This window comes from Aeromicrobium sp. YIM 150415, from assembly GCF_016918125.1.
Taxonomy (GTDB): domain Bacteria; phylum Actinomycetota; class Actinomycetes; order Propionibacteriales; family Nocardioidaceae; genus Aeromicrobium; species Aeromicrobium piscarium.
In genome coordinates this window covers 182,415-209,034 of sequence record NZ_JAERWM010000011.1, presented here as the reverse complement: position 1 = coordinate 209,034, position 26,620 = coordinate 182,415, and the positions used below count along the sequence as shown (strand labels likewise).

26 protein-coding genes are annotated in these 26,620 nt (G+C 68.8%); 13 read left to right on the top strand and 13 right to left on the bottom strand.

Translation table 11 applies throughout. The features are described 5' to 3' along the window. Positions 1-33 precede the first annotated feature (33 nt). On the top strand, positions 34-921 hold the full coding sequence (locus tag JL108_RS08555) for an SDR family oxidoreductase (protein WP_205197893.1): 888 nt from the start codon (positions 34-36) through the stop codon (positions 919-921). After that, on the top strand, positions 921-1,196 hold the full coding sequence (locus JL108_RS08550; RefSeq protein WP_143914114.1) for a Rho termination factor N-terminal domain-containing protein: 276 nt from the start codon (positions 921-923) through the stop codon (positions 1,194-1,196). The genes JL108_RS08555 and JL108_RS08550 overlap by 1 nt, the downstream gene beginning before the upstream one ends. 146 nt (positions 1,197-1,342) lie before the next feature. On the opposite strand, the gene JL108_RS08545 is transcribed toward JL108_RS08550, so the two are convergent. Next, on the bottom strand, positions 1,343-1,867 hold the full coding sequence (locus JL108_RS08545) for a Dps family protein (protein WP_240190802.1): 525 nt from the start codon (positions 1,865-1,867) through the stop codon (positions 1,343-1,345). Positions 1,868-2,104: 237 nt separating this feature from the next. Between JL108_RS08545 and JL108_RS08540 the strand changes: the two genes are divergently transcribed. The 6 genes from JL108_RS08540 (at position 2,105) to JL108_RS08515 (ending at position 9,081) form a co-directional block, all read left to right on the top strand. Continuing rightward, on the top strand, positions 2,105-3,235 hold the full coding sequence (locus JL108_RS08540; RefSeq protein ID WP_205197892.1) for an ABC transporter ATP-binding protein: 1,131 nt from the start codon (positions 2,105-2,107) through the stop codon (positions 3,233-3,235). 46 nt (positions 3,236-3,281) lie between these two features. After that, positions 3,282-5,114, top strand: coding sequence for an iron ABC transporter permease (locus JL108_RS08535; protein ID WP_205197891.1), 1,833 nt, complete (start codon positions 3,282-3,284; stop codon positions 5,112-5,114). An 86-nt stretch (positions 5,115-5,200) separates the two neighbouring features. Beyond that, a complete protein-coding gene (locus JL108_RS08530) occupies positions 5,201-6,385 on the top strand; it encodes an ABC transporter substrate-binding protein (RefSeq protein ID WP_205197890.1) in 1,185 nt (394 codons plus the stop codon). Between the two features lie 232 nt (positions 6,386-6,617). Further along, positions 6,618-7,310 (top strand): histidine phosphatase family protein, encoded by a 693-nt coding sequence (locus JL108_RS08525; RefSeq protein ID WP_205197889.1) that lies wholly within the window; start codon positions 6,618-6,620, stop codon positions 7,308-7,310. Between the two features lie 144 nt (positions 7,311-7,454). Beyond that, positions 7,455-8,408: a sensor histidine kinase KdpD gene (locus JL108_RS08520; RefSeq protein WP_205197888.1), complete on the top strand. Its 954-nt coding sequence runs from the start codon at positions 7,455-7,457 to the stop codon at positions 8,406-8,408. Beyond that, complete coding sequence (locus tag JL108_RS08515) at positions 8,401-9,081, top strand: response regulator transcription factor (protein WP_205197887.1); 681 nt, start codon at positions 8,401-8,403, stop codon at positions 9,079-9,081. Before JL108_RS08520 ends, JL108_RS08515 begins: the two co-directional genes overlap by 8 nt. 181 nt (positions 9,082-9,262) lie before the next feature. Here JL108_RS08515 and JL108_RS08510 read toward each other — a convergent pair whose 3' ends face one another. Both JL108_RS08510 and JL108_RS08505 read right to left on the bottom strand, forming a co-directional pair. Next, on the bottom strand, positions 9,263-10,021 hold the full coding sequence (locus JL108_RS08510; RefSeq protein WP_205197886.1) for an SDR family oxidoreductase: 759 nt from the start codon (positions 10,019-10,021) through the stop codon (positions 9,263-9,265). A gap of 326 nt (positions 10,022-10,347) precedes the next feature. After that, positions 10,348-10,989: a histidine phosphatase family protein gene (locus JL108_RS08505; protein WP_143914118.1), complete on the bottom strand. Its 642-nt coding sequence runs from the start codon at positions 10,987-10,989 to the stop codon at positions 10,348-10,350. A gap of 128 nt (positions 10,990-11,117) precedes the next feature. Here JL108_RS08505 and JL108_RS08500 point away from each other — a divergent pair, with 128 nt between their 5' ends. Continuing rightward, positions 11,118-12,536: a hypothetical protein gene (locus tag JL108_RS08500; RefSeq protein WP_205197885.1), complete on the top strand. Its 1,419-nt coding sequence runs from the start codon at positions 11,118-11,120 to the stop codon at positions 12,534-12,536. Positions 12,537-12,664: 128 nt separating this feature from the next. Here the strand turns inward: JL108_RS08500 and JL108_RS08495 are convergent, their stop codons facing one another. From JL108_RS08495 to JL108_RS08485, 3 genes are all read right to left on the bottom strand, one after another. Next, complete coding sequence (locus JL108_RS08495) at positions 12,665-13,414, bottom strand: enoyl-CoA hydratase (protein ID WP_205197884.1); 750 nt, start codon at positions 13,412-13,414, stop codon at positions 12,665-12,667. 11 nt (positions 13,415-13,425) lie between these two features. Then, positions 13,426-14,286, bottom strand: a complete 861-nt coding sequence (locus JL108_RS08490) for an alpha/beta fold hydrolase (protein WP_205197883.1) — start codon at positions 14,284-14,286, stop codon at positions 13,426-13,428. A gap of 131 nt (positions 14,287-14,417) precedes the next feature. Further along, entirely contained in the window at positions 14,418-15,083 is a 666-nt protein-coding gene (locus JL108_RS08485; protein ID WP_205197882.1) for a nitroreductase, read from the bottom strand. A gap of 52 nt (positions 15,084-15,135) precedes the next feature. Between JL108_RS08485 and JL108_RS08480 the strand changes: the two genes are divergently transcribed. Together JL108_RS08480 and JL108_RS08475 are read left to right on the top strand one after the other, a co-directional pair. Then, the gene (locus JL108_RS08480) at positions 15,136-15,996 is read left to right on the top strand and encodes an NAD(P)-dependent oxidoreductase (RefSeq protein ID WP_205197881.1); all 861 of its coding nucleotides are present in this window, start codon (positions 15,136-15,138) and stop codon (positions 15,994-15,996) included. Beyond that, positions 15,996-16,907: an alpha/beta hydrolase gene (locus JL108_RS08475; RefSeq protein ID WP_205197880.1), complete on the top strand. Its 912-nt coding sequence runs from the start codon at positions 15,996-15,998 to the stop codon at positions 16,905-16,907. The genes JL108_RS08480 and JL108_RS08475 overlap by 1 nt, the downstream gene beginning before the upstream one ends. Here the strand turns inward: JL108_RS08475 and JL108_RS08470 are convergent. Beyond that, positions 16,897-17,325 (bottom strand): OsmC family protein, encoded by a 429-nt coding sequence (locus JL108_RS08470; RefSeq protein WP_205197879.1) that lies wholly within the window; start codon positions 17,323-17,325, stop codon positions 16,897-16,899. The two genes, JL108_RS08475 and JL108_RS08470, sit on opposite strands and share 11 nt — an antisense overlap. 341 nt (positions 17,326-17,666) lie before the next feature. Between JL108_RS08470 and JL108_RS08465 the strand changes: the two genes are divergently transcribed. Both JL108_RS08465 and JL108_RS08460 read left to right on the top strand, forming a co-directional pair. Beyond that, positions 17,667-18,593, top strand: coding sequence for a cation diffusion facilitator family transporter (locus JL108_RS08465; RefSeq protein WP_307837223.1), 927 nt, complete (start codon positions 17,667-17,669; stop codon positions 18,591-18,593). A 14-nt stretch (positions 18,594-18,607) separates the two neighbouring features. Beyond that, entirely contained in the window at positions 18,608-20,080 is a 1,473-nt protein-coding gene (locus tag JL108_RS08460; RefSeq protein ID WP_205197878.1) for an SDR family oxidoreductase, read from the top strand. A gap of 50 nt (positions 20,081-20,130) precedes the next feature. On the opposite strand, the gene JL108_RS08455 is transcribed toward JL108_RS08460, so the two are convergent. From JL108_RS08455 to JL108_RS08430, 6 genes are all read right to left on the bottom strand, one after another. Next, on the bottom strand, positions 20,131-20,454 hold the full coding sequence (locus JL108_RS08455; RefSeq protein ID WP_205197877.1) for a carboxymuconolactone decarboxylase family protein: 324 nt from the start codon (positions 20,452-20,454) through the stop codon (positions 20,131-20,133). Between the two features lie 26 nt (positions 20,455-20,480). After that, entirely contained in the window at positions 20,481-21,908 is a 1,428-nt protein-coding gene (locus JL108_RS08450; RefSeq protein WP_205197876.1) for an NAD-dependent succinate-semialdehyde dehydrogenase, read from the bottom strand. 66 nt (positions 21,909-21,974) lie between these two features. Beyond that, positions 21,975-23,075: an ABC transporter substrate-binding protein gene (locus tag JL108_RS08445; RefSeq protein WP_205197875.1), complete on the bottom strand. Its 1,101-nt coding sequence runs from the start codon at positions 23,073-23,075 to the stop codon at positions 21,975-21,977. A gap of 98 nt (positions 23,076-23,173) precedes the next feature. Then, the gene (locus JL108_RS08440; RefSeq protein WP_205197874.1) at positions 23,174-24,025 is read right to left on the bottom strand and encodes an ABC transporter permease; all 852 of its coding nucleotides are present in this window, start codon (positions 24,023-24,025) and stop codon (positions 23,174-23,176) included. Beyond that, positions 24,025-24,852: an ABC transporter ATP-binding protein gene (locus JL108_RS08435; protein ID WP_205197873.1), complete on the bottom strand. Its 828-nt coding sequence runs from the start codon at positions 24,850-24,852 to the stop codon at positions 24,025-24,027. The genes JL108_RS08440 and JL108_RS08435 overlap by 1 nt, the downstream gene beginning before the upstream one ends. Positions 24,853-24,986: 134 nt before the next feature. Further along, on the bottom strand, positions 24,987-26,594 hold the full coding sequence (locus tag JL108_RS08430; RefSeq protein WP_205197872.1) for a thiamine pyrophosphate-binding protein: 1,608 nt from the start codon (positions 26,592-26,594) through the stop codon (positions 24,987-24,989). Positions 26,595-26,620 lie beyond the last annotated feature (26 nt).

The window sequence follows — 26,620 nt, the reverse complement described above, 5'->3', positions numbered from 1 at the left end:
AGCAGCCAGCCGATCGACGCGAAAGGTTGAACGATGCCTGCACCCGACACCACAGAACCAGCGCTCTCCCAGGGCTTTCCTCGCCAGCAGCAGGAGCCGCCCGGGTCGACCCATGAGATGACGCCGCGCCCCGATCACGGTGAGGACACCTACGAGGGTCACGACCGCCTCTCGGGCAAGCGCGCCCTCGTGACAGGAGGCGATTCGGGTATCGGCAGGGCCGTCGCGATCGCCTTCGCCCGCGAGGGAGCCGATGTCGCCTTCACCTATCAGCCCGAGGAGAACGACGACGCCCGCGAGACGGCACGCTGGATCGAGGACGCCGGTCGCACGGCCCTGGCGATCGAGGCCGACCTGCGCGATCCCGCGACGTGCGAGCGCGTCGTGCACGAGACGGTCTCGCAGCTCGGCGGTCTCGATGTGCTCGTCAACAATGCGGGCTTCCAGTACGCGCGCGGCGACAGCATCGCCGACATGAGCGACGAGCAGATCGACCGCGTGCTCACTACGAACCTCAAGGCGATGTTCGTGCTGACCCGCGAGGCGCTGGAACACCTGCGCGCGGCGCGCGGCAATGTCATCAATGTGTCGTCGATCCAGGCCTATGAGCCGTCGACCTCGCTGCTGGACTACGCCTCGACCAAGGCGGCGATCAACAACTTCACCGTCAACTTCGCCCAGGAGGCGGGTCCGCACGGTGTCCGCGTCAATGCCGTGGCGCCGGGCCCGATCTGGACGCCGCTGCAGCCGGCGACGCAACCGCCGGAGAAGCTCGAGCAGTTCGGCCAGGACACACCTCTGGGGCGTGCCGGCCAGCCCGCGGAATGCGCGCCGGCCTTCGTGTTCCTGGCGAGCGATCAGACGGCCAGCTACGTGTCGGGCACGGTGCTCGGCGTGACAGGTGGAAAGGGGGTGTTCTGATGGCCAGGAAGGACAACGAGGAGAACCCGAGCCTGAAGAACCCGGACATGTACGAGGATCTCCGCGACGAAGGAGCCTCGAAGGAGAAGGCGGCGCGGATCTCCAATGCGGCCGCCAATGAGGGCAAGAAGAAGGTGGGCGAGCGCGGCGGCAAGGCCGGGTCCTATGAGGACTGGACGGTCGACGAGCTCAAGGACCGCGCCAAGGAGCTCGGCATCGAGGGCTACTCGGACCTGAAGAAGGACCAGCTCATCGACAAGCTCCGCAACCACTGAGCCCACCTACACGTTGAGTGGGGACCACCTCCCACGAGCGCAGCGAGTAGGGGGAACGTCAGGACGATGAAATCGGCGTCCAAACGTTCCCCCAAGGACTCCGCTGCGCTCCGTCCAGGGAGGTACCCCCACACTCAACGGGTGCGTCAGGCGTTGCGCTGACGGGGGAGGGACTGGTTGGCGACGCGGTTCTCGGCGTCGATCATCCAGGCGAGCTGCTCGATGCGCTCGAGGATGCTGTGGATGATGTCGGCCGTGGTGGGGTCCTCGGCATCGACATCGTCGTGGATGCGGCGCGCGGTCGCCGCGACGGCATAGAGGGCACCGGTGATGAGGTCCACCGTCTCGGTGGTGTCGACCTCGTCGGCCGGGAACTCCGCCAGGCTGGACTGCGCGGCCACCGTCTTGATCCGGCCGTCCGGGGTGACGTAGACGGCGCGCATGCGCTCGGCGACGGTGTCGGAGAACTCCCGCGCGGCGTCGACGACCTCGTCGAGCTGCAGGTGCAGGTCGCGGAAGTTCTTGCCCACGACATTCCAGTGCGCCTGCTTGCCCACGATGTGCAGGTCGATCAGGTCGACGTGCAGCTGCTGCAACTGCTCGGCCATCTTCGCCGAAGCGGTGAAGGGCGGGTGCGCGGTGTGGGTGGCGGTGGTGTCAACAGGGCTCATGATCATTCCTCTCACGATTTCTTTGAATGATTCAATCAAAGCACGGTAAACACTGCAATTCCAGCAAGGGAAACCTCATCAAAGTGAGGTTTGGCTGAGCTTGGCGGAGGAGGGCCCCGGCTCCGCGCCCCGAGGTAACGCCGCTATTACCAACACTTACACGCGGACGGTCCCGCGAGACGCTGCGCTCTCTAGTGTGATGGTCGCCACACTCTCTACCGCTGAGGACCGCACACGATGTCACACCAGTCCCAGACCGCCCCGCCGGATCTGACTGACACGCTGTCACCCGCACGCGCCGGAACCCTCGCGCTCGAGCACATCGGGATGCGCTACCCCGGCGCGGCGACGGAATCGCTCTCCGACATGTGCCTGGAGATCGAGGCGGGCGAGTTCGTCACCCTGCTCGGGCCCTCGGGCTGCGGCAAGACCACGACCCTGAGGATCATCGCCGGCTTCGAGAACCCCACCGCCGGCCGCGTGCTCCTCGACGGCACCGACATCACCGAGCAGTCCCCCAACAAACGGCCGATGTCGATGGTCTTTCAGAACTACGCCCTCTTCCCGCACATGAACGTGTACGACAACGTCGCCTTCGGCCTGACCATGCAGAAGTGGAAGCCCGCCGCGATCACCGATGCCGTCACCATCGCCCTCGCCAGCATGAACCTCACCGGCATGGAGGAGCGTTACCCCCATCAGCTCTCCGGCGGCCAGCAGCAGAGGGTCGCCCTCGCCCGCGCCATGGTGCTGCGCCCCTCGGTGATGCTCTTCGACGAGCCGCTCTCGAATCTCGATGCGAAGCTGCGCGACCAGATGCGCACCGAGATCCGGCAACTGCAAGAACGTCTCGGCATCACCAGCGTCTACGTGACCCACGACCAGGACGAGGCGATGAGCATGTCCGATCGCGTCATCGTCATGAACCACGGCAAGATCGAGCAGTCGGGCCCGCCCAGCACCATCTACCGCTACCCGGCCACCCGCTTCGTCGCCGACTTCATCGGCCGGGCCAGCTTCATCCCCGTCGACATCAACGGCCGCGGCGCATCGGGCGAGGTCACCGTCACGGCCTTCGGCACCACCTCGCAGGTCGCCGCGCATCCCGATGTGGAGATGCGGGGCCTGCTGGTGGTGCGCCCCGAGAACGTCACCGTCGCTCCGGTCGATCACGGCGCGACCGGCTCGGTCGTGAGCGCGATGTACTACGGCTCCTCGGTCGAGTACGAGATCGAGACCGCCGACGGCAAGGTGCTGGTGTCGGTGCCGGTGCCCGACGAGCTCCTCGGCCAGGGGACACCCGTCTCGCTCGCGCTCGATGCCGCCCGCGCGTACGTCCTCCCCGATGAGGAGGGGACGACCGCATGAGCGAGCGAACGATGAGGTTCACCTCCCACCGCCAGGCGGTGGCGGCATGAGCACCGCACGTACCACCACACGAGCACGCCGCTCGACCACCCGGACCCAGGCCGCGCTGTCCCGCGGACGGCTCGCCCTGAAGAACCCGACGACCGTGATCGGTGTCCTGTTCCTGCTGCTGTTCTCCTATCTGATCGTCGTCCCCGTCGTGACCATGCTGAACGACGGCATCCGCGTCCAGTACGAGGACACCGCCCGTACGGGGCAGCAGTTCGGGGAGCTGACCACGTACAACTTCGAGCGGGTCGTGTCCTCACCGGTCTCCCAGCAGGTCTTCTGGAAGCCGCTGACGCACACCGTCACCATCGCCTTCAGCTCACTCGCGATCGCCCTCGTCATCGGCGCCCTGCTCGCCTGGCTGCTGACCCGGACCAATATGTGGGGTCGCCGCTGGTTCGCCACGGCGTTGATCGTGCCGTACATGGTCCCGTCGATGGCCTTCGCCCTCGCCTGGACCGCGATCTTCAAGAACCGCGCCGCCGGCGGCGAACCCGGCTGGCTGGAGTCGATGGGCTTCACACCACCCGACTGGCTCGCCTACGGACAGCTCCCGATCACCATCGTGCTCTCCCTGCACTACATCCCCTTCGTCATCCTGCTGTTCGGCAATGCCCTGCGCCGCTTCGACTCCCAGCTGGAGGAGTCGGCGCGCATCATGGGCGCGACCTCGGGCGTGTTCACGCGCCGCATCCTGCTGCCGCTGATGCGCCCCTCGCTGATGTCGGCCGCGACGCTGGTCTTCGCCCGGTGCATCGGCGACTTCGGTGTCGCCTACATCCTCGGTCAGCCGGTCGGCTTCGACGTGCTGGCGACCTCGCTGTTCCGCAGCGTCGGCTCCGGCCAGTCCGGGGTGGCGGCAGTGCTCGCCATGGCCATCATCCTCATCTGCCTGATCTCGGTGTTCGTCGAGATCGTCCTCGCCAAGGAGGCGCGCCGCTTCGTCACCATCGGCGGCAAGGGGAGCATGGACAAACGCACCTCCCTCGGCCGCTGGCGGCTCCCCGCGACCGGCTTCGCCACCGGCGTCTTCGTCATCAGCGCGGTCATCCCGCTGCTGGCGCTGTTCCTGACGACGATCATGCACATCCCGGGACGCTTCTCGGCCAATAACTTCACCCTCGACTACTGGATCGGCCACGACCTGGCCACCACCGCCATGCGCAACGGCATCCTGCTCACCGGTGAGTTCTGGTCGTCGGCGTGGAACTCGATCTGGATGGCGGGTGTCGCGGCGACCTGTGCGGGCATCTTCGGCCTGCTGGTCGGCTATGTCATCACCCGGACGACGATCCCGATGCTCGGCGGGACGCTGCGCTTCATCACCTTCCTGCCCTATCTGGTGCCTGCTGTCGCCTTCGCGGTCGCCTATCTCTCGCTCTTCGCCGTCGCGCGGGGCCCGGTCCCCGCGCTCTACGGCACCGCGATCATCCTCGTGCTGTGCATGGCCGTCGAGGGCATGCCCTTCGCCTCACGCGCCGGCACCGCCTCAATGATGCAGCTCGGCAAGGAACCGGAGGAGGCGGCGCAGATCGCCGGCGCCGGATGGTGGAAGCGGATGATCAAGATCGTCCTGCCCATCCAGAAGGGCCCGCTCATCGCGGCCATCCTGCTGCCCTTCATCGGCCTGCTGAAGGCCGTGAGCCTGGTCGTGATCCTCGCGGTCCCGGGCACCGACCTGCTCACCACCTACGCGGTGCGCCTCGTCGACTACGGCTACGCCCAGGCCGCCAACGCGGTGACGTTGATGGCCTGTGTGATCGCCTTCGTCGCGACCCTGGCCGTGCAGCGCCTCGGCCGCAGCAACCTGGCCGACGGGCTGGGTGGTTGATGAGCGACCTCGCACGCCGCCGACCGCGACGGCCCCGTTTCCTTCATCCATCGACACGTCTCTCTGACCCCCACCGAGGAGTACCCATGCATCACCCCCGACGCGCCCTCCGCCGATCCTTCATCGGCCTCACCGCGGTGGCATCGCTCACCGTCGCCGCCGCCTGCTCGCCCTCGTCCTCCCCCGAGGGCGGCGACGAGCCGTCCTCCGTCGAGATCGGGATCTCCGATGACGACTACTCGCTCGACGCCCTGATCGAAGCCGCGAAGGAGGAGGGCCCGATCACCGTCGCCGACACCAGCGGCAAGATCCAGGAGGTCGCGGCCGGCTTCACCGAGAAGTACGGCATCCAGGCCACCGCCGTGAAGCTCGAGGGCCAGGACATGAACGAGATCATCGTCCGCGAGGCCGGCGCCGACAATGTCCAGACCGATGTCCTCGCGACGAGCGATATCGGTCTGCTCATCAATCGCCTCATCCCCGAAGGCGTCGCGGTGAGCTGGATGCCGCCGGACATCAAGGACAGCGTGCCCGAGGAATACCACAGCCCGGCGATCCACCGCTCCACTCCCTATGTCTGGGCGTACAACGGCGCCGAGTACGACACCTGCCCGATCGACAACTGGTGGGGCGCCGTCGACGAGGACCGCGCCGGCCGGGTCACACTGCTCGATCCCCAGCTGCAGCCCGCCACGTTCAACCTGTTCAATCAGATCGAGAGCCACGCCGACGACGAGCTCGCCGAGGCCTACGAGGACCACTACGGCGAGCCGCTGCCCGATGATGCCGACAGCGCCGCTTCTCTGTTCCTGGAGCGGTTCGCCGCGAACCGGCCCAAGCTCGAACGCGACACCAGCAACTCCGTCGCGGTCATCGGTACCCCGGGGCAGACCGCGGACACCTTCGTCGGGCTCGTGCCCATCCAAGGCTTCCGCGAGGCGTACCGCGAGCAGTACGCCGACCTCACTCGCTGCGACGGTCTCGAGCCGTGGGTCGGCTACTCGATCCCCGGCAGCATCATCATCGCCGCCAAGACCACGAAGCCGAACGCGTCGAAGCTCTTCGTGCACTACCAGATGACCCAGGAGGGCTTCGCGCCTCGCATGGTCGATGGCGTCCTCTCCACCAATGAGGACATCGAGTACAGCGACGTGCCCGGCGACATCCATGAGGTCCAGGACAAGCTGTTCACCTTCGATCCCGCGACGGCGGAGGACGATGCCGTGCGCATCCAGGACTGGCAGGACCTCTGGGTCGCCAACAACGGCTGATCCTCTCCTACCGCAGGGCGGTGGCTGCCACCTCGGGCCGGCAGCCGCCGCCCTGTGCCGTGCCCGACACGCCGACACGCGACCGGTGGTGCCACCGGGCACCGTAAGGACCGGTAACAATCGCGTTACCGCTGGAATCGCAGCGACGACGCGTCTCACGATGGGCGTTGGAACATGCCGCGAGCGGCGCGCAGGCGCCGAGGGACAACTCGGCCCCCCCCATACTGCCGGGATGCGACTCATGCTCCTGCGTCACGCCCAGACCCCTTCGAATGTCTCCGGCCAGCTCGATGCCAGCACACCCGGCCCGGGACTGACCGCGCTCGGCGAGCGTCAGGCCGCGGCCGTGCCCGACGCGCTCGACGGCGTCCCGGTCGACAGGATCGCCGTCTCGACACTGCTGAGAACCCAGCTCACCGCCGCTCCCCTCGCCGGGCGACGGGGTCTCGAACCGGTGGTGACCGAGGGCGTCGAGGAGATCGGTGCCGGCGACCTCGCCATGCGCAGCGATGCCGAGGCGTGGCGGGCCTATCGCGAGACGGTCACCGCGTGGGCGACCGGGGACCTCGACCAGCGCATGCCGGGCGGGTACGACGGCTGGGCCTTCATCGAGCGTTACGACGCCGCCATCGCGAGGCTCGCCGAGGATGGATGCGAGAGCGCGGTGGTCGTGTCCCACGGCGGCGCCATCCGGGCCTGGACCTGGTATCGCATCGGCGGCGGCGACCTCACGGGGACGACCCCGCTGAGCAACACGGGACTGGTCGAACTGGACGGCGACCCCACGTCCGGCTGGCAGCTGGTCTCCTGGCCCGCGGCCCCGGTCGGCGGCGCGCACCTCGTCGACACCGAGGCGAGCGACCCGACGGCCGGCGCCGGCAACCAGGGCGGTGACCTACGCACCTCTCACTCCCGGGGGCGGTGACGTACGCACGTCTCACTGGCCGCGAGAGGTGCGTAGGTCACCGCCCCAGAGGAGAGGAACCGGAATGTGTCGACCCTCGGTGGTGCTGGCCCACCCGCGGCCGCGCTGGTCAGGCCGACCTCGCTGAGGCACAATCAAACCGCCATGGCCAGTGACGACGTGACTCCCACCCTGGTGCCAGCGCCCCAGCTGTCACCCTGGCGACCGATCTTCCCCTATGCCGCCGGGGTCGGCGGCGGGCTCGCGGTCGCCGGGGGAGGCTGGCTGCTCGCGCATCGGGTCGGGTGGATCGCGGCGGTCACCTGGAGCGTGGTCGCCCTGGCGGCGGTGATCACCGGCTGTCTCGTCGCCGTCCGGCGCGAGGAGCGCTACCGCCGGGAGGCCCTGGACCGACTGATGGCCTTCTCCCAGCGGCATGCCACCACGGCCTGGGCGGTCAGCCACGAGCTGCGCAATCCGCTGACCATGATCCAGGCCTCGGTCTCGGTGCTGGAGACCGAGGAAGCGGGGGCACTCAACGACCAGCAACGCCAGTTCGTCGCGATCATCGCCCAGCAGACGGCCCAGGCGGCGGCGATCTGCGAGGGCATCCTCGTCCAGGCGCGGATCGACTCCGGCACCTTCACCCTCGAACCGCAACGGACGGACCTGCCGCGGCTCGTCCGTGAGATCGCGACGGGCATGCGCCTCGTCGCCGAGCAGCGCCAGCAGCGCATCCTGCTCGATCTGCCCCGGATCATGTCCCCCGCGATGGTCGACCATGTCGCCCTGCGGCAGGCGCTGAGCAATCTGCTGCTCAACGCGTGCCGCTACAGCTCGCCGGGATCGGACATCTACATCAAGCTCCTCGACAACGACCACGCGATCGTCCTGCAGGTCACCGACTCCGGCGATGGCATGTCGCCACAGGAACGCGATCAGCTCTTCGAGCCGTTCCGGTCCGGCGCTCCCTCACATGACGGCACCGGACTCGGCCTGTCGATCACCCGTTCCCTGATCCAGGCCCACGGGGGGAGCGTCGTCGTCGACACCCGGCTCAGAGCGGGCACCTCGTTCATGATCACGCTGCCGAAGGAGGACAGTGACGGCCATGTCTGAGCCGAAGGCCTTGATCGTCGACGACGAACCGCAGATGCTGATGATCCTGGAGTACCTGCTGACCAACCGGGGCTTCACCGTGAACAAGGCGCTGAACGGAGCGGAGGCGATGGCGGCCTTCCAGAGCGAGGCCTTCGACATCGTCGTCCTGGACGTCACCATGCCGCGGATCGGCGGAGTCGCGGTCTGCCAGCGGATGCGCGCCACGAGCGACGTCCCGATCATCATGGTGACGGCGCGCTCGCAGACCGAGCAGATCCTGGCCGGCTTCGATGCCGGCGCCGATGACTATGTCATCAAGCCCTTCGAGCCGCGGATCCTGCTCAGCCGCATCGACTCGGTGCTCCGCCGCGGGCGCGGACGCGAGCAGCGGCGCTCGGAGTTCGGCATGCTCACGATCGACTGGTCCTCCCACACCGTGCGCGTCTCGGGCAAGCAGATCACCCTGCCCGAGACGGAGTGGCGGCTCCTCGCAGCCTTGGCCGAGCATCCCGGTGAGGTACGGGCGTGGCGGCTGCTCCTCACCCAGGGTTGGCAGTCCGAGGACTGGGTCGGGGGCCGCGATCTCGTCAAGGCGACGATCTACCGGCTCCGGCAGCGGCTCGGGCCCGACGCCGCGGATCTCATCGTCACCGTGCGCGGCAGCGGCTACCTGCTCGATGCCGGGGCCTGACCCTCACCCCCAGGGCGGTGACTTACGCACCTCTGCCGCGAGCCAGCGGTGACTTACGCACCTCACGGCCCAACGGGCGGTGGGATAGGCACCGCTCGCCGCGGTCGAGACGTGCGTAGGTCACCGCCCCGGCTATGAGCCTCTAGGCCGAGGAATGCAGAATCCGCCCGCGCGATCCGGCTCACACGAGGCGCTTCACCAGCCCGAGGGGCGCGTGCTTCATCACGGGAGCGAGCGGCGCCCAGGGCAGCGTCGGCACGCAGGCCTCGGCGACCTCGGCCTCGATCTTGCCCACCAGCGCCCGGCTGCCGGTCTCGGTGTCGACCATCAGCTTCGCCTCCTGGTCCACGCCCTCGTTCATCTCCGAGGCGATATAGCCGGGGTAGAGGGTGGTGACCTTGATATCGAGGCCCTTACGGCCGATGAGGTCCATCCGGATGCCCTCGGCCAGGTGCGCGACGGCCGCCTTGGTCGCGGCGTAGGTGGTCATCGAGGAGGGCATCCCGCGCATCGCCGACATCGACGAGATCAGCACCAGATGACCTGTCTTACGCTCGTAGAAATGCTCCATCGCCGCCTCGCACTGGGCCAACGCCCCCAGCACATTCGTCTGCGCCGTCTCGAGATTGGCCGCGAACCGGCCGGTGCCGATCCGGCCGCCCTTGCCGAGTCCGGCGTTGACGATGACACGATCCAGTCCGCCGTGCTCCGTGGCCGCCTCACCGACGACCTCGAAGACCCGGTCGTGATCGTTGACGTCGAGGGCGTGCACGCTCACCTCGATCCCGGGATGCGCGGCGAGCAGCTCGGCCTGGAGCGCCTCGAGCCGGTCCGTGCGCCGCGCCGCCAACGCGAGATGACCGCCCTTCTCCGCCAGCACGCGGGCCATCCCCTCACCGATGCCGGAGGACGCTCCCGAGATGAAGGTGGTACGACGCATACAGACTCCTCGACGTGTGACGCGGCTGTTCCTTGGAGTATGGCAGCGGTCCCCACGGTCGCGGGCGCGAATCCGAGAAGGTTCCGGAGGTCGCGCACGCCATCGGCAGCGGTAGCTGATCAACCCCATCCAGCGCCGATAACGTTGACCACCTACCGCCAGCAGGACGGAAAGGTTGATGACCTACCGCCACCGGGTGAGGGGCTAGCGGCCACCGCACGCCGACGGCGGCGGTACGTGGGCAACCTCAAACGACCCCGATAACGTTGATGACCTACCGCCAGCAGGACGGAAAGGTTGATGACCTACCGCCACCGGGTGAGGGGCTAGCGGTAGGTGACCAGGTCGCGGGCGAGGTGGGTGTGCTCGTTGAAGCTCAGCAGCCGGGGGCCGGTCGACCCGGAGATGACCGTGGTGACGCTCGCGTTGATGATGACATCGTTGAGCCGCTGGAACAGGGCATCGTCGCCGGTGAGCAGATGCGAGACGATCATCGCGATCGGGCCGCCCGAGGTGAACACGGCGACGCTGCGACCGGGGCCCGCCGTCGCGACCGCGGCATCGAAGGCACCCATGACGCGTTCCACGAAGACGCTGTAGGGCTCGTCGTACTCCCCCACCCCGGAACGCCAGTCCGCGATCGCCTGGTTGAGCAGCCGCTGGAAGGCCTTGCTGTCCAGCCCGAGCGCCCCGGCATCGTGCGCGGTGGCGATACCGACGTGGTCGTACTCGTTCCAGCCGGCGTCGACGTCATAGCCGTCCGGTCCGCCGCAGGCATCGATCGCCGCGATCGCGGTCTGCGCGTGCCGTTTCATCGAACCGGCCACCGCATCGGTGGGCACGAAACCCTCGGCTTCCCACCCCTGGCCCAGAGCGCTCGACTGCGTCTCGCCGATCGGAGACAGCACGTCGTAGTCGTCGCTGCCGAACGAGGCCTGACCATGACGAATGAGATGCACGACACCCACGCCGCGACCCTACCGGCAGGTAGCGCCACGGGGACGGGCGGCGTGCTCCTCACCCCGTCCACCGCCGTCGCACCGTCTACCGGCCCACGGCTCGCGCGGATGCGGAACCCGAGGCTAGTCTCACGTTCATGAGTACGTCGGGAGTGAGATTTCCAGGCGACAGCACCTCAGCCACCGCACGGGAGGTCGTGGCCGAGGCGTTGCGCGAGGTCGACGCGGTCGGCGCGCGGGCTGTCCAGAACGAGACCAACTGGCGCCGGGGATATCTGGCGCACTTCACCCGCCTCGTGGAGGCGGGCATCGGATCGCCGGAAGCCGCGGTCGCCATCGCCGAGGCCGGGCTCCACGCGGCGAACGAACGCTTCCGCTTCGACGACGTGCCGCTCAGCAAGGCCACCGACAGCGCCCGGGTCACGCAGGCCTTCCACACCCGCACGATCGAGGGCGGTGCCGAGCCGGAGACCGAGCTCACCATCCCGTACCGCGGCGAGCGTCTCCGCGGCCGCCAGCTGACCGATCAGCTCGACGCGTGGGTGGCGAACGGCGTCATCACGGCCTCCTGCGCGCAAGCCGTGACCCGGGTGCAGCAGAACCCCGAATGGTTGCGCCTGGAGGGCGACACCGTCGCCGTGCTCGGCGCCGGTGCCGAGATGGGGCCCTACCGCGCGTTGCTGCGCTGGGGTGCGGAGGTCGTCGCCCTCGACCTGCCGCGCCACGACATCCAGGAACGCATCCGCGAGCATGCCGAGACCGGTGCGGGGCGCGTGCACCTCCCCGCTCGCATCGTCATCGACGACGCCAGCGAGGCCGGGGCGGACATCGTGCACGAGCTCCCGGCCATCGCCCAGTGGCTCGAGGGCATCGACGGACGACTCGTACTCGGCAACTACTGCTATGCCGACGGCGGCACCCACGTCCTCGTCTCGATGGCGGCCGACGCACTCGGCAGCCACCTGCGCCAGCGCCGCCCGGACACCGCCCTGGCCTTCCTCGCCACCCCCACCGATGTCTTCGCGGTGCACGGGGCGGAGGTCGTGACGGCCAACGACCGGTACAGCCACGCCTCGCGGCTCCTGCGGACACCGCTGCGCGTCGTGAGCGGTGGACGGCTCCTGCAGCGCAACTATCCCCCGCTCGCCGACATGGGCATCTGCGACGCCCTCGTCCCGCAGCAGGGCCCGAACTACGCCTTCGCCAAGCGACTCCAGCGCTGGCGGGCGACCTCGGCGCGGCACGACGGGGCACTCGTCTCGCTCAATGTCGCCCCTGCGACTCGTACGCGATCGGTGATCAAGAACAAGGCCCTCGCGGCCGCCTACGCGGGTGCGCACCGCTTCGGCGTCGAGGTCTTCGATCCCGCCACGAGCAACGTGCTGATGGCCGCGCTGCTCGTGCACGATCTGCGGGCCGACGAAGCGCCGCAGGCCGAGCCCTGGATGGACGAGGCGCAGAACGCCGCCCACGGCGGGTTGTGGACGGCCGCCTATCACCCGCGCAGCGCCCTCGGCCTCGCCGCGGTGCTGGGCGTCGGCGCCCTGCGCGGCTAGCTCAGGCCGAGCCGATCATGCGGACGAGGGCGGTGAGTAGGCGTCCATCTGAGCGCAGAAATGGACGCTGACACACCGACCACCGGGCGGAATGGACGCTGACGCACCGCCCAGGGCGGCGGTGAGGGTCAGCGGCCGGTGAAGTTCGCGGCGCGCTTCTCGATGAAGGCGGCCTTGCCCTCCTCGTGATCGGCCGTGCCGGCGAGCTCGGTCTGCCCGGCGGCCTCGCGATCGAGGGTCGCGCCCAGGGTCGGCAGGCTCGCCGCGTTGACGGCCTCCTTCGTCCTCGCATAGGCCACCGTCGGGCCAGCCGCGAAACGCGCGACGGTCTGTTCGACCGCGGCGTCGAAATCCTCATCGGCCACCGCCTGGGTCAGCAGCCCCCACTCCACGGCCAGCTCGGCCGGCAGCTTCTCGCCGCTGAGCAGCAGCCGCATCGCCCGCGTGCGTCCGATCGACGCCGCCAACAGCTCGGTGGCCGCGCCATCGGGCATCAGGCCGATGTTGACGAAGGCCTGCAGCACATAACCCGAGGTCTTCGCGATGGAGACATCGCAGGCCACCACGATCGAGCAGCCGACGCCGGCCGCGATGCCATTGACGGCCGCGACCACGGGGAACGGAGCATCGGTGATGGTGTGGATGAGCCGGTCGATCGCCTCGAGGATGCCGGGATTGACCGTGTCCTTGGCCATCGCCGCGCCCGAGGAGAACGCGCGCCCCTCGCCGGTGATGACCGCGACGCGGATTCCCTCGGCATCCGCGAGCGCGTCGCTGATGTCGTTGACCATCGCGGTGTCGAGCGCGTTGAGCCGATCGGGGCGGTTGATGGTGATGCGCAGGACGCCGTCGCGGCGATCCACCAATACGTCGGTCATCGTGCCTTCTTTCATCGCGTAGGTCTCCATTGTCCGAGCAGGGTCTGCAGCGCCGCGATGAGCGCGACGGGCTGATCGATCATGATGTGGTGCCCCGCATCGGGGATGACCGTCACCGGCACCGTGCCGCCCAGGCGATCGCGGACCGTCTCGGTGATGTCGATCGTGGCCATGCCGCGCTCGCCGCGCAGCAGCACGACCTCGCAGGCGGCACCCCGCAGGTCCTCCGGCTCCATCATCGAGTTGACGAAGACGCGGGGGTCGAACTTCCACCGCCAGCCCTCGGCCTCCTCGCACACCGAACCCTCGGCGATGTGCCGCATGACGTACGCGAGCTGCACCTCGTCCTCGGGAAGCGTCCGGAAGCGCGCGAGGATCGCCTCCCGGTCGGGGTAATAGCGCGGCGTGTCATAGACCCGCTGATGGCGACGCTCGGTCGATTCGGCCGAGAGCTTGTGGACCGGCGAGTCGATCGCCACCGCACCACGCAGCCGGTCACCGTGGTCGCGCGCGGCGGTGAGGGCCACGAAACCGCCCATCGAGTGTCCGTAGACGACCGGCGGCTCAGCGGACTCGGCGCCCGCCACCGCCAGGACCTCGCGTGCCCAGGTCTCCAGGTCGTAGCTCTCGCGTCGTCCGCTGTCACCATGACCGGAGAGATCGATGGCCAGGACGCGGTGCTCGGCGGCCAGATGCGGGCCGATGTGGTCCCACCATCCGCTGTGCGCGGCGCCGCCGTGGACGAGGACGACCACGGTCGCGCCCTGCGGCCCCCAGGCCCGGTAGCGGATCGACGTGCCCTCGACGTCGACCGACAGCAGCTCGGGCCGCTGCGCAAGGGCCGCGGAGTACCACTGGGGAATGTCGCTCACCCGCTCACCGTAGTAGGTCGGATGCTCCTCCCGATGCCACGGGTTGGTGATGATGCGTCGCCGCGGGCGGTGCGAGACGCACCTCTCGAGCCTGCCGAGAGGTGCGCACGTCACCGCCCCGAGAAGGAGCGTCAGTCGTGGAAGCGGACCGCCTCCGCGACCGGCACCCGACGACTGCGGAAGGAGTTGGCCGGGTGGTCACGGTCGGGGTGGCCGAAGGAGATCGCGCAGACCATCTTGCGCTCGTCGTCCCACTCGAACCAGTCGCGCAGGAACTCCGCCTTCTGCGCGAGGGCCGCCTGGGCGATCGCACCGAGACCGTGGGACTCGATCGCGAGCAGGAAGGTCTGCACGTAGGACCCCACGTCGACGAGCGCGTACACGCCCACACTGGCGGGAACCGTGATGAACGCGGCGTGCGGCGCCCCGAAGAAGTCGAAGTTCAGCATCGTCTGACGAGCGGACCCCTCGCGATCACCGCGTTCGACCCCCACCGCCTCGTACAGCTGCCATCCGACCTCGCGACGCCGGTCGCGGTAGACGCCCTCATAGGAGCCCGGGAACTCGAAATCGCTGCCCCAGCGGTCGTCCTCGGCGAGCGCCTTGCGCAACCGGTCCAGGGCCGCGCCGCTGACGATCTCCGTGTGCCACGGCTGGGTGTTGCACCAGGACGGCGCGCGCTGGGCAGTGGTCACGATCTGCTCCAGCACCTCGCTGCTTACCGGCCCTGGGGCATAGCCTCGGCAGCTGCCACGACGTCCGACGAGGTCGTCGAACAGGACATTCTCCTCCGCCATGCCCCGAGAATAGGCCATGATGGGGAGACATCCGACGCAGTGGAGGTTCTCGATGTCCCTGGCAGGTACGACGATGATCATGTCCGGCGGCAGCCGTGGTATCGGTGAGGCGATCGCCGTCCGAGCGGCGCGCGACGGCGCGAATGTGGCCCTGCTGGCCAAGTCCGCCGAGCCCCATCCCCAGCTCCCCGGCACCATCTATACCGCCGCTCAGGCGATCGAGGAGGCGGGCGGTCACGCGCTTCCCCTCGTCGGCGATATCCGCGACGACGCCTTCGTCACCGATGCCGTCGCCCAGACCGTCGAGCGATTCGGCGGCATCGATCTCGTCGTCAACAATGCGAGCGCCATCGATCTCTCGCGCACCGAGGACCTGTCGATGAAGAAGTACGACCTGATGACGCAGATCAACAGCCGTGGGGCGTTCCTGCTGTCGAAGCTCTGCATCGAACACCTGCGCGCCTCGGCCAATCCGCACATCCTGACGCTCTCCCCGCCGCTGCTGACCGATCCAAAGTGGTTCGGGCAGTACACCGGTTACGCGATCGCGAAGTACGGCATGAGCCTGGTGACGCTCGGGCTCTCCGAGGAACTGCGCGCCGACGGGATCGCGGCCAACTCGCTGTGGCCGCGCACCGCCATCGACACCGCCGCCGTGCGCAATGTGGTGGGTCCGGGACTGGAGACATCGTCGCGGACACCGCAGATCATGGCCGATGCCGCCTACGCGATCCTCACCAAGCCGGCCCGCGAGGTCACGGGCAATTTCTTCATCGACGACGACGTCCTCGAGGCCGAGGGGGTCACCGACTTCTCCGTCTATCTCAACGGCGGCAGTGAGGAGGACCTCGCGTTGGACTTCTGGGTCGAGGCCAAGGGTGCCGTCGGCGCGGACCCGACGAGGAGGCTCTGATGCCCGTCGATCCCCAGCTGAGGGGGCTGCTCGAGCTCCTCGAGACGACTCCGTCGATGCCCGAGCTCGGCGTGGACGGTGCCCGTGCGGCGATGAGGGCGCTGACCGTCGACGCCCGCACGCCCGATCAGGTCATTCCCGTCGGTTCCGTCGAGGAGACGGTGATCGCCGACCGGCCGGCACGCGTCTACCGACCGGAGACCTCCGGCCCCGTGCCGACCGTGCTGTTCCTTCATGGTGGCGGCTGGGTGGTCGGCGATCTCGACACCCACGACAACGCGGCCCGGGCGATCTGCCGCGGCGCTGAAGCCGTGGTCGTGTCCCTCGACTACCGACTCGCGCCGGAGCATCCTTTCCCGGCCGCGGCCGATGACACCGTGGCAACGGCCGAGTACCTCGCGGCGCGCCTCGACGAGTACGGCGGCGACGATCGCTTCGGGGTGGCCGGGGACAGCGCCGGCGGGAACCTCGCCGCGATCGCCGCGCAGCGTGTGCCGGCGGTCACCGCGCAGTTCCTCATCTACCCGGCGGTGGACTCCGATCCCGCAGCGGACTACCCCTCCCGCGCCGAGAACGCGCACGGCTACTTCCTCGACGCGCCGACGATGGCGTGGTTCGTGGAGCAGTACGCCCCGGGCACGCCCCCGGTCGAGGATCCGCACTACGCGCCGCTGCGGGCCGACAGTCTCGACGGCCTCGCTCCCGCGGTCGTGCTCACGGCCGAGTTCGATCCTCTCCGCGACGAGGGAGAGGCCTATGCCGCCGCCCTGGAGAAGGCCGGGGTGCCGGTGATCCTCCGTCGCTACGACGGGCTCATCCACGGGTTCCTCGACATGGGGATGGTGTCGACCACGGCGCAGGCGGCGGTCGACGATTCCATCGCGCTCTTCGCGGAGGTGCTCAGACGTTGAGACCGGTCACGACCGGTGTGCCGAGCTCGACCGTGCGCGAGACGGTGCAGAGCCGGTCGTGGGATCGCTCGACGGCGGTGGGCAGGCGCTCGGTCATCTGCCGGCCCGCTTCGTCGTCGGGGAAGGTGACGTCGAAGCCGACGGCGATGTCCTCGAGGCGGTTGCCGTCGGCGTCGGAGACCTTGATCCCCGAGGCCGACACGTCGAAACGCGAGGGCTCGCTCTTCTTGGTGGTGAGGAAGTCGACATCGATCGCGGTGCAGCCGGCGATCGCGGCGAGCAGCAGCTCGACCGGTGTGAAGTCGGCGTCCTCGCCGTGCCCGATCTCCAGCACTCCGCCGCGGACGTTCTCGATGCGGTAACGACCCTGGGCCGTGCGTGAGAGGTGGATACTGCGCAGATTCGACTCGTCGCTCATGACGGCACTGTCCCACAGGATGGACTCCTCCGCGGGGTACGGCCGGCCGGTGCGACGAAGGATGTGACTTCGTGGTCGTCATAGCCGCCGCAGAGTCGCATCTTTCCCGACAAGGGCACGAAGGATGTGACTCGGCGGTTGCGATAGCTAACACAAGGTCACATCCTCGGTCGCCGCCTCGTCCCCGTCCACCAGGGCGGCGCGACAACGTCCTTCCGGACGCCTACTCACCGCCCCGGCTCGCAGATGGACGCCTACTCACCGCCCTCGGCAGGGATGGGTGATGAGTCACGCCGTGCAGCTCACCCGGCGGGGGCGGCTGATCGTGGCACGATGAACAGGTGCCCGCTGGGAGCCTGCTGACCGTCGTCATCGCGTTCACCGCGAACCTCGTGGTCGCGATCGCGAAGTCGATCGCCGCCGCGATCACCGGCTCGGCCTCGATGGTCGCCGAGGCAGCGCATTCCTGGGCCGATACCGGCAACGAGATCTTCCTCCTCGTCGCGGAGAAACGAGGATCACGCCGCCGCGACCGCCAGCATCCCTACGGTTACGGCCGCGAGACCTATATCTGGTCGATGTTCGCCGCCTTCGGCCTGTTCACCATCGGCTCGGTCGTGTCGATCATGCACGGCATCCAGCAGCTGACCGCCGAGGAGGCCGAGGCCGACTACACCATCGCCTACGTCGTCCTGGCGATCGCCTTCGTCCTGGAGGGAACCTCCTTCGTCCAGGCGCTGCGACAGGCGAGCCGCGGCGGCGAGCGGATGAAGATGCGCACCCTCTCCTATGTCAGCCGGACCTCCAACCCCACCTTGCGGGCGGTCTTCGCCGAGGACGCCGCGGCGCTGCTCGGCCTCCTCCTCGCGGCCGGTGGGCTCGCGCTGCACCAGATCACCGGAGACGCGATCTGGGACGCGGCGGGATCCATCCTGATCGGCGTGCTGCTGGGCCTCGTCGCGGTCTTCCTCATCACCCGCAACAGCGAGTTCTTACGCGGCCAGCGGGTCGCGACGTCGACCCGCGTGCAGGTGCTCCGCGAGCTGCTGGACCATCCCTCGGTCGACCGGGTCACCTATCTGCACATCGAGTACGTGGGACCCGCGCAGCTGTTCATCGTGGCCGCTGTCGACATCACCGGCGACCGCCCCGAACACCAGGTCGCGGAGCGGCTGCGCGGACTCGAGGCCGAGCTGGAAGCGCACGACAATGTGACCGAGGTGGTCCTCACCCTCTCCACTCGCGACGAGCGGAGTCTCGTCCCCTGACTCAGACTGGCTAGATGACACGCAGCCTGGTGACCGGAGCGACCGGCTACATCGGCGGACGGCTCGTTCCCCAGCTCCTCGAGACAGGCCACGACGTCCGCGTCCTGGTCCGCGACGAGGCCAAGGCCAGAGCCCGCGAGTGGTCCGACCAGGTCGAGATCGCCCAGGGCGACGCCACCGAGGCGGACGACGTGCGCCGGGCCCTCGAGGACGTCGACGTCGCCTACTATCTCCTGCACTCGATCGGGACGGGCAGTGGCTTCGCCGACGCCGAACAGCAGATCGCGCAGACCTTCGCCGATGCCGCCCAGGATGCCGGGGTACGCCGCATCGTCTACCTGAGCGGGATGGTGCCGAAGGACGAGGAACTGTCCGAGCATCTGCGATCGCGGACGCAGGTGGCGCAGACGCTGCTCGACTCCGGTGTCCCGACCGCGGTGCTCCAGGCGGGCGTCGTGATCGGCTCGGGATCGGCCTCCTTCGAGATGCTGCGCTACCTGACCGAGCGACTGCCGGTGATGGTGACGCCCCGGTGGGTGCACACCCGCATCCAGCCCATCGCGGTTCGCGATGTGCTCCGCTATCTGACCAAGAGCGCGGACCTCCCCGACGACGTCAACCGACGCTTCGACATCGGCGGTCCCGACGTCCTCACCTACCTGGAGATGATGCAGCGGTACGCCCACGTCGCCGAGTTGCCACGACGGCGAGTGCTGCCCGTACCGGTGCTGTCACCGTGGTGGTCGAGCCACTGGGTCGGACTCGTCACCCCCGTACCCGCCGCTCTCGCCCGGCCCCTCGTGGAGAGCCTGCGCAACACCGTCGTCGCGAGCGAGCACGACATCGCCGACTACATCCCCGACCCTCCCGAGGGACTCGTCGGCTTCGACCGGTCGGTCGAACTGGCCCTCACCCGCGTCCGCGATCTCGACGTGCCGACGCGCTGGTCGTCGGCGGCCACCGCGGGTGCACCGAGCGAGCCGCTGCCGTCGGACCCGGACTGGTCGGGCGGGACGCTGTACACCGACGAACGCACCCGCGAGGTGCACGCCTCACCCGAGCACCTGTGGCAGGTGATCGACGGGATCGGCGGCGACAACGGCTGGTACTCGTGGTCGCTCGCGTGGGAGGTGCGCGGTCTCGTGGACCGCTTCCTCGGCGGGCCCGGGCTTCGCCGCGGCCGCCGTGACAGCGCCCGGATGCGGGTCGGCGATGCGGTCGACTTCTGGCGGGTCGAGGAGACCGACGGCCACGCCTTCGTCCGGTTGCGCGCCGAGATGAAGCTGCCGGGACTCGCCTGGCTCGAGATGCGGGTCGGGCAGGCCGATGGCGGCACCACGACCTTCCACCACCGCGCGATCTTCCACCCCAAGGGCCTCCTCGGCCACCTCTACTGGTGGTCGATCTACCCCTTCCACGGGATCGTCTTCGGCGGCATGCAGCGCAATATCGCCCGCGCCGCCGAGTCCCTCGAAGACCAGACCTGAACGGCATACGGCACCCGTTGAGCGTGGGGCACCTCCCACACTCAACCGGTTCAGTCGCCGTAGGCCTTCATCGCGAGCCACCCATGGGTGAAGGCGCCACCGGCGCGGAGAGCGGCCGCCACCATGACCGCTTCCGCGACCTGCGCGCGGGTGGCTCCGGCCCGCTTCGCCGCCGACACATGGGCCTCCATGCAGTACGGGCACTGGGTGGTGGCGGCGACGCCGATCGCGATGAGCTCCTTGGTCAGGGCCGGCAACGCATCGGTCTCGCCGAACACCGCCTGGTCGAACTCCGTGAACGCCTTGGCCGCGACAGGTGCCTCCTGCAGCAGATCGCGCGTGTGCCGGTGGTCCTGTGAATCGTGGTAGTGCATGGTGCTCCTCCTGGTCTCGTCGGTGATCAGAGGTCGGCGGCGATGTACCGCGACTCCAAGAACTCGTGGATGCCCTCGAAACCGCCCTCGCGGCCGAGGCCGGACTCCTTGACGCCCCCGAAGGGGGCGGCCGGGTCGGAGACCACGCCTCGGTTGACCGCGACCATGCCCGACTCGAGCCGCCGGGCGACGCGCAACCCCGTGCCCGGGTCACCCGCCAGCACATAGGAGAGCAGTCCGACCGGGACGTCATTCGCCATCGCGACGGCATCATCGAGATCCTCGAAGGACACGATCGGCGCCACCGGCCCGAAGATCTCGGTCCGGGTCAAGGTCCCCCCGTGCTCGACCCCGGTGACGACGTGCGGGGCGAGGAAGGTGCCGCTCTCCGGTGCCGACCCGGCCACCGTGACCGAACCGCCCTCGGCCGCTCCCCGTTCCACCAGCTCCCGCACCTTGTCACGCTCGGCGGCCGAGACCATCGCACCGACGTCATGGCTGGTGTCGAGGCCGGGACCGATGCGCAAGCGGCCGAGCGCCTCGGTGAAGGCCCGCGCGAAGGGGCCCGCGAGGGAGGCATGGACATAGAAGCGATTGGCGGCCGTGCAGGCGCTGCCGCCGTTGCGCATCTTGGCGACCATCGCGACCTCGACCGCCTCCTCGACATCGGTCCCCTCGAGCACCAGGAAGGGCGCATTGCCGCCCAGCTCCATCGAGGTGCGCAGGACTCTGGGAGCCGCGGCGGCCAGCAGCGCGGTGCCGACGCCGGTCGACCCCGTGAAGGACAACGCGGTAACCCGTGGGTCGGCCAGGATCGCGGTGGTCAGCCTCGCCGGATCCGTCGTCGGCAGGACACTGACGACCCCGTCGGGCACCCCCGCCCGACGCAGGACGTCTCCGATCCACAGCGCGGTCAGCGGTGTCTCGGCGGCCGGCTTGAGCACGCAGGGACACCCGGCGGCCAGCGCCGGGGCGAGCTTGCGGGTGGCCATGGCGGCGGGGAAGTTCCAGGGGGTCACCAGATAAGCGATCCCGACCGGGCGGTGGTCCACGATGATGGTCTTGTCGCCAGCGGGTGCGGAGCGGAAGTCCCCCCGGACCCGCACCGTCTCCTCGGCGAACCAGCGGAAGAACTCGGCGGCATAGACGATCTCGCCGTAGGCATCGCTCCACGCCTTGCCGTTCTCGCGCACGATGAGACGCGCCCCGTGCTCGGCCTCATCCAGCATCAGGCGGTGCGCCTCGCTCAGGATGAGCGAACGCTGACGCGGACTCGTCGCTGCCCAGGAGGCGAAGGCCGAGCCGGCCGTCTCGACAGCGGCCGCGGCATCACGCGGTCCGGCATCGGCGACCTCGGCGATGACCTCGAGGGTTGCCGGGTCGACGACCTCGAATCGATCAGCGGTCTCGACCGGCTGTCCGGCGACGAGCAGATCGGTGGGCACGGTGGTCATGGTCCTCCTCGGACGTGCCGAGGGCGTGGGGTCGCGTCGACGATCCCACGCCCTCGACGGAGTCGATCAGCTGTCGTAGTCCGCCACGTCGAAGCCGTCCATGGCCTCCTCGACCAGTGACAGATCGACGACGGTGTCGAGATCGATCGGATCCTCGACGATGCCGTTGTCCAGGAAGAACTGGTAGGTCTCCTCCAGCTCCTCCTGCGACAGCGAGCCGATCGTGCCGGTGGACGGGCTCGGTTCGATGCAGGTCTTGTAGAAGTCCTCGTTCCACTCGGCGTACTCCACGACGCGATCGTCGCGCTCGGCCGCCGGCGGCGCCACATTGCCGAACACGTCCCAGTGATCCTCGACGGCCCGCTCGGGATCGTCCGCCGCGAGAGCGCAACCGCGGTAGAAGTTACGCAGATAGGCCACCAACGCATCGCGCTTGTTCTCGATCGCATCCGTGGTCGTGGTGAGCAGCATCTGCCCGTACAGCTCGGTCAGCCGGGTGTCGAGGCGCTTGAGCGGGGTGTCGGCGATCGCCGAGATGCTCTGCCACATGCCTTCCCAACCCACCAACACGTCGATCTTGCCGGAGTTGAGTGCCTCGGCCATCGGCGCGCCGATGGCGACCGGGAGATAGGTGACGTCATCGGGATCGAGACCGGCGGCCTTGACCGCGCCCTGAGCCATCAGGTGCGAGGACGATCCGAGGGTCATCACGCCGATGGTCTTGCCGGCCAGATCCTCGGGCTTCGCGATGTCGCTGTCCTCGGGCACCGTCAGCAGGTAGTTGGGTCCGTTGAGGAAGCCGATGACGCGGATGCTGTCGTCGAGGTGAGCGGCCGCGTAACCGTTCGGGGTCGCGCCCTGGGCGATGTCGACGCTGCCCGCGGCCATCAGCTGCATGCCGGCGGTGGCACTCTGCGCGACATCCCACTTCAGCTTGTAGCCGTCGGCCTCGTCCCACCCCTCGGCGATCTGGATCGCACCGAAGGGCGCGCCGGAGGGGCCATTGGTCGGGTCGCCGTTGACGCCGCTGAGCGCCACCGTCTCGCCGTCGTCGCCGGCACCGGCGCCGCCACCGCAGGCTGCCAGCATCGACGCGCCGATGAGGAGCGCCGCCGCTGAGGCCGCGGCACGGCGGAACCGCCGCTGACCGAGGGGGGATGTGAACATGATTCTCCTTAGATGGGCAGTACGAACCCATGACGAGGCCGAGCCTCACGCCGGGGGTCGAGGGAGGGCAGAAGGGAGAGGGGACAGAGGGCGGAGGGTTACTTGGGGACGATGGACCGAGGCATCGCCTTGTGTGCGAGGCCCACCACCACGTGGAGGGCCGCGCCGAGAGCTGCCAGGATGATGAGGACCGCGTACACCGCCGCGGAGTCGCCATAGGCCGCTCGTTCGGTGATCACTCGGCCGAGCCCGTACTCGGTGCCGACGATCTCGACCGTGATCACGCCCAGGAGCGCACCGACGACGGCGACGTCCAGGGAGGGGAAGACATAGGACATCGCGCGCGGAAGGCGCAGGTGCCGCAGTTCCTGGCGCCTGGAGGCACCGATACTGCGCATGAGCGCGTGCTCGTCCGGGTCGACGTCCAGCAGACCCGCCATGGTGGCGGAGATGACCGGGAAGAAGGCCAGCGAGGCGCCGATGATGACCTTGGGGACATCACCGTAACCGAGCCAGACCACGAAGAGCGGCGCGATGGCGATCTTCGGAAAGGCCTGGAAGGCCAGTACATAGGGGTAGACGGCCGTCTTCAGTGAGGCGATGAAGGCCATCAGCGCGCCGCCGACGATGCCGAGCACGAGGCCGACGATGAAGCTCCAGAGCGTACCGCGCACACTCGACCAGATATCGGCATTCCAGGCGCCGTCCAGGAGATAGACCTTCAGCGCGTTCCAGACGGCGGCAGGTTCGGGGACGATCAGGGCCGAGACCATGCCACGGCTCGTCGTGAACCACCAGAGCAGGCCGAGGACGACCGGAACGACGAGTCGCAGGCCCATGGAGGACGAGAACCGTCGCCAGGCGCTGCCTTCACGCGGGGGACGCTGATCGATCGGACGCACCTCGGCAGGCTCTTCGCCGGTGGCGGTGTCGGTGACGGTGGCAGTCATCAGTCGTTCCCTCCCAGTGCACCGGCCTGATGGAAGCAGGACCGGATATCGGAGACCAGCTCGAAGAAGCGGGGATCGGTGCGTAGCTCAGGCGTGCGCGGGCGGTCGAGCTCGATGTCGACGATCTGCTCGATGCGGCCGGGGCGTGGAGCCATGACGGCGACGCGATCGGACAGGTACACCGCCTCCGCGATGTTGTGCGTCACGAAGATGACCGTCTTGGGGTGCTCGGACCAGAGGCGCAGCAGCTCGTCGTGCAGGACCTCGCGGGTGAACTCGTCCAGGGCCGAGAAGGGCTCATCCATCAACAGCACCTGCGGTTCACCGGCAAGGGCACGGACGATCGCGGTGCGCTGCTGCATGCCTCCGGAGAGCTCCGAGGGGTACCGGTGGCGGAAGTCGCCGAGACCGATGAAGTCGAGCAGGTCGATCGCGCGCTGACGCACCTCCTTGGTGAGCGTTCCAGCGACCTTCGCCGGCAGCAGCACGTTCTGCTCGACCGTGTACCACTTCAGCAAGGCGGGACGCTGGAACACCACGGAGACCGACGGGTCCGGCTTGGTGACGATACGGTCGCCGACGGCCACACGGCCGCTGGTGATGTCATCGAGCCCGGAGATGAGCTTGAGCAGCGTGGTCTTGCCACAGCCGCTCGGTCCGACCAGGCTGACGAACTCACCCGGTTGCAGGTCCAGGTGCGTCGGGCGCAGGGCCTCGACGGGAGCGCCGCCGCTGACCCGGTAGATCTTGGCGGCGCCCTCGATGGAGATCGCGTGAGCTCCGGCGGTGGGTGCCGCGCTCGGCGCGGTGTGGGCAACTGAGGCCATGAGGGCTCCGTTTCCTCGAGAGATGGGGCGTGACGTGGATCACGCCGACGTCTTAGACAACATCTTGTTGGGTGAATCGCCACCCTGTCAATGATTTTTCTTGAACACTCGAATTTCCACTGAGATTCCAGCCATCAGACGAAGGCCCCCGGTACGTCGTGGGGATCGACCACGAGGTCGATGAGGACCACACCCGCGGGCTGCGCGACCTCCTCGAGGGCGACTTCCAGGTCCGCCATCGTGCGGACCGAGATGCCCCGGGCCCCGAGCGCCGACGCAGCTTCCGCGAAATCGGGCCAGTCGAAACAGGTGATCTGAGGATCCATCTGACGCTGCACGAGCTGGATGTGCTCCGCCCCGTACGCACGGTCGTTCACGACGACCACGACCAGCTGCTGGCCGTGGCGGACGGCCGTGTTGAGCTCATTGAGACCGGCGCTCATGAACCCGCCGTCACCGACCACCGCGAGGGCCGGCCGATCGGGGGCGCCCGCCTGCGCGCCGATGGCATTGGCCAGCCCCAGTCCGATCGAGGCGAAGCTGCAGGTGTGGACATAGGCCTTCGGGTGCGGAGCTCCGAGCTCGGCATAGGCGGTCAGGATGAAACGCCCGTCATCGATGACGAGGGTCCGATCCCGCGGGAAGGCGTCATCGAGGCGCCGCAGCGCCGCGACGAGCTCGACCCGGTCACCGAGAGGAGCGGGCAACGGTGGCCGCGGGCTCTTCAGGGCCGTCGCCAGAGCGTCGTCGGCGAAGCCGGAGGGGCGGTGGCCGATCTCATCGAGCAGCGTCAGCAGGTCGGTCGCGGTGTGGGCTGCATCGGCAGCCACCGCGATGTCCGTGGCATTCCGTCGCCGGTGCCGGGCGGGGTCGGCATCGACCTGGATGACCCGCTTGCCCTCGATCAGCCCGCCCTCAGCGGTGGTGAACTGGTTCAGCCCCGCCCCGAAGGACACCACGAGGTCGGCGCGGTCGATCGCCCCGAGGGCCACCGGGTGCGCGAGGGTGCCGAAGATCCCGAGATCATGCGGGTGCCCGGCGAAGAGGCCCTTGCCCCGCAGCGTGGTGGCGAGGGGCGCACCGAGCCGTTCAGCCAGCGCCACCAGCTCGTCGCGCGCATCTCGCGCACCCCGGCCACCCAGCACGATCGGGCGCTGGGCGTTGACGAGCGCGGCGGCGACGTCCTCGAGGTCGTCCGGGTGGGGCCGGGGCCGCCGCACCTCGGTCACCAGCGGCGCGGACGTGGGTTCCTCGATCTGCTGCCACTGGAAGGTGATGGGCAGATTCAGCACCACCGGCCTGGACTCGGCGCGCGCCCGCCACAGGGCTCGCGCGAGGTCCTCGGTGACCGTCTCGGGACTGCTGGCCCGCTCGAAGGCCGCCCCGGTGACGGCGACGACGCTCGCCTGGTCGATGTCCTGCAGATGTCCACGAGCCGCCGGGTCGGTGTCCCCGGCGAGGACCACGATCGGCATCCGCGCGCGGCTCGCGTCGACGAGTGCCGTGACGGCGTTCGTGAGCGCCGGACCGTGGGTGATCGTGGCGATGCCGACCCCGCCGGAGGTGGAGGCGTAACCGGTCGCCGCCAGCACGGCGGAGCCCTCGTGCGCACACGCCACGTAGCGCCCGCCGTCGCGGGCCCATCGTTCGACGAAGAACAAGTTGGCGTCGCCCAGGACGCCGAACATGTCCGTCACCTGCTGATCGTGCAGGGCTTGGGCCAGTGCCTCGTGGTAATACATCGCCGCTTCCTTCCACTCCGGGCCAC

Coding starts and splice junctions, on each gene's coding strand:
- JL108_RS08455 (WP_205197877.1), bottom strand. CDS start 20,454: ATGCACTACCACGATTCACAGGACCACCGGCACACGCGCGATCTGCTG.
- JL108_RS08485 (WP_205197882.1), bottom strand. CDS start 15,083: ATGGCGGAGGAGAATGTCCTGTTCGACGACCTCGTCGGACGTCGTGGC.
- JL108_RS08545 (WP_240190802.1), bottom strand. CDS start 1,867: ATGAGCCCTGTTGACACCACCGCCACCCACACCGCGCACCCGCCCTTC.
- JL108_RS08540 (WP_205197892.1), top strand. CDS start 2,105: ATGTCACACCAGTCCCAGACCGCCCCGCCGGATCTGACTGACACGCTG.
- JL108_RS08500 (WP_205197885.1), top strand. CDS start 11,118: ATGAGTACGTCGGGAGTGAGATTTCCAGGCGACAGCACCTCAGCCACC.
- JL108_RS08510 (WP_205197886.1), bottom strand. CDS start 10,021: ATGCGTCGTACCACCTTCATCTCGGGAGCGTCCTCCGGCATCGGTGAG.
- JL108_RS08445 (WP_205197875.1), bottom strand. CDS start 23,075: ATGTTCACATCCCCCCTCGGTCAGCGGCGGTTCCGCCGTGCCGCGGCC.
- JL108_RS08460 (WP_205197878.1), top strand. CDS start 18,608: ATGACACGCAGCCTGGTGACCGGAGCGACCGGCTACATCGGCGGACGG.
- JL108_RS08550 (WP_143914114.1), top strand. CDS start 921: ATGGCCAGGAAGGACAACGAGGAGAACCCGAGCCTGAAGAACCCGGAC.
- JL108_RS08495 (WP_205197884.1), bottom strand. CDS start 13,414: ATGACCGACGTATTGGTGGATCGCCGCGACGGCGTCCTGCGCATCACC.
- JL108_RS08430 (WP_205197872.1), bottom strand. CDS start 26,594: ATGTATTACCACGAGGCACTGGCCCAAGCCCTGCACGATCAGCAGGTG.
- JL108_RS08440 (WP_205197874.1), bottom strand. CDS start 24,025: ATGACTGCCACCGTCACCGACACCGCCACCGGCGAAGAGCCTGCCGAG.
- JL108_RS08520 (WP_205197888.1), top strand. CDS start 7,455: ATGGCCAGTGACGACGTGACTCCCACCCTGGTGCCAGCGCCCCAGCTG.
- JL108_RS08535 (WP_205197891.1), top strand. CDS start 3,282: ATGAGCACCGCACGTACCACCACACGAGCACGCCGCTCGACCACCCGG.
- JL108_RS08470 (WP_205197879.1), bottom strand. CDS start 17,325: ATGAGCGACGAGTCGAATCTGCGCAGTATCCACCTCTCACGCACGGCC.
- JL108_RS08525 (WP_205197889.1), top strand. CDS start 6,618: ATGCGACTCATGCTCCTGCGTCACGCCCAGACCCCTTCGAATGTCTCC.
- JL108_RS08515 (WP_205197887.1), top strand. CDS start 8,401: ATGTCTGAGCCGAAGGCCTTGATCGTCGACGACGAACCGCAGATGCTG.
- JL108_RS08530 (WP_205197890.1), top strand. CDS start 5,201: ATGCATCACCCCCGACGCGCCCTCCGCCGATCCTTCATCGGCCTCACC.
- JL108_RS08475 (WP_205197880.1), top strand. CDS start 15,996: ATGCCCGTCGATCCCCAGCTGAGGGGGCTGCTCGAGCTCCTCGAGACG.
- JL108_RS08555 (WP_205197893.1), top strand. CDS start 34: ATGCCTGCACCCGACACCACAGAACCAGCGCTCTCCCAGGGCTTTCCT.
- JL108_RS08480 (WP_205197881.1), top strand. CDS start 15,136: ATGTCCCTGGCAGGTACGACGATGATCATGTCCGGCGGCAGCCGTGGT.
- JL108_RS08435 (WP_205197873.1), bottom strand. CDS start 24,852: ATGGCCTCAGTTGCCCACACCGCGCCGAGCGCGGCACCCACCGCCGGA.
- JL108_RS08450 (WP_205197876.1), bottom strand. CDS start 21,908: ATGACCACCGTGCCCACCGATCTGCTCGTCGCCGGACAGCCGGTCGAG.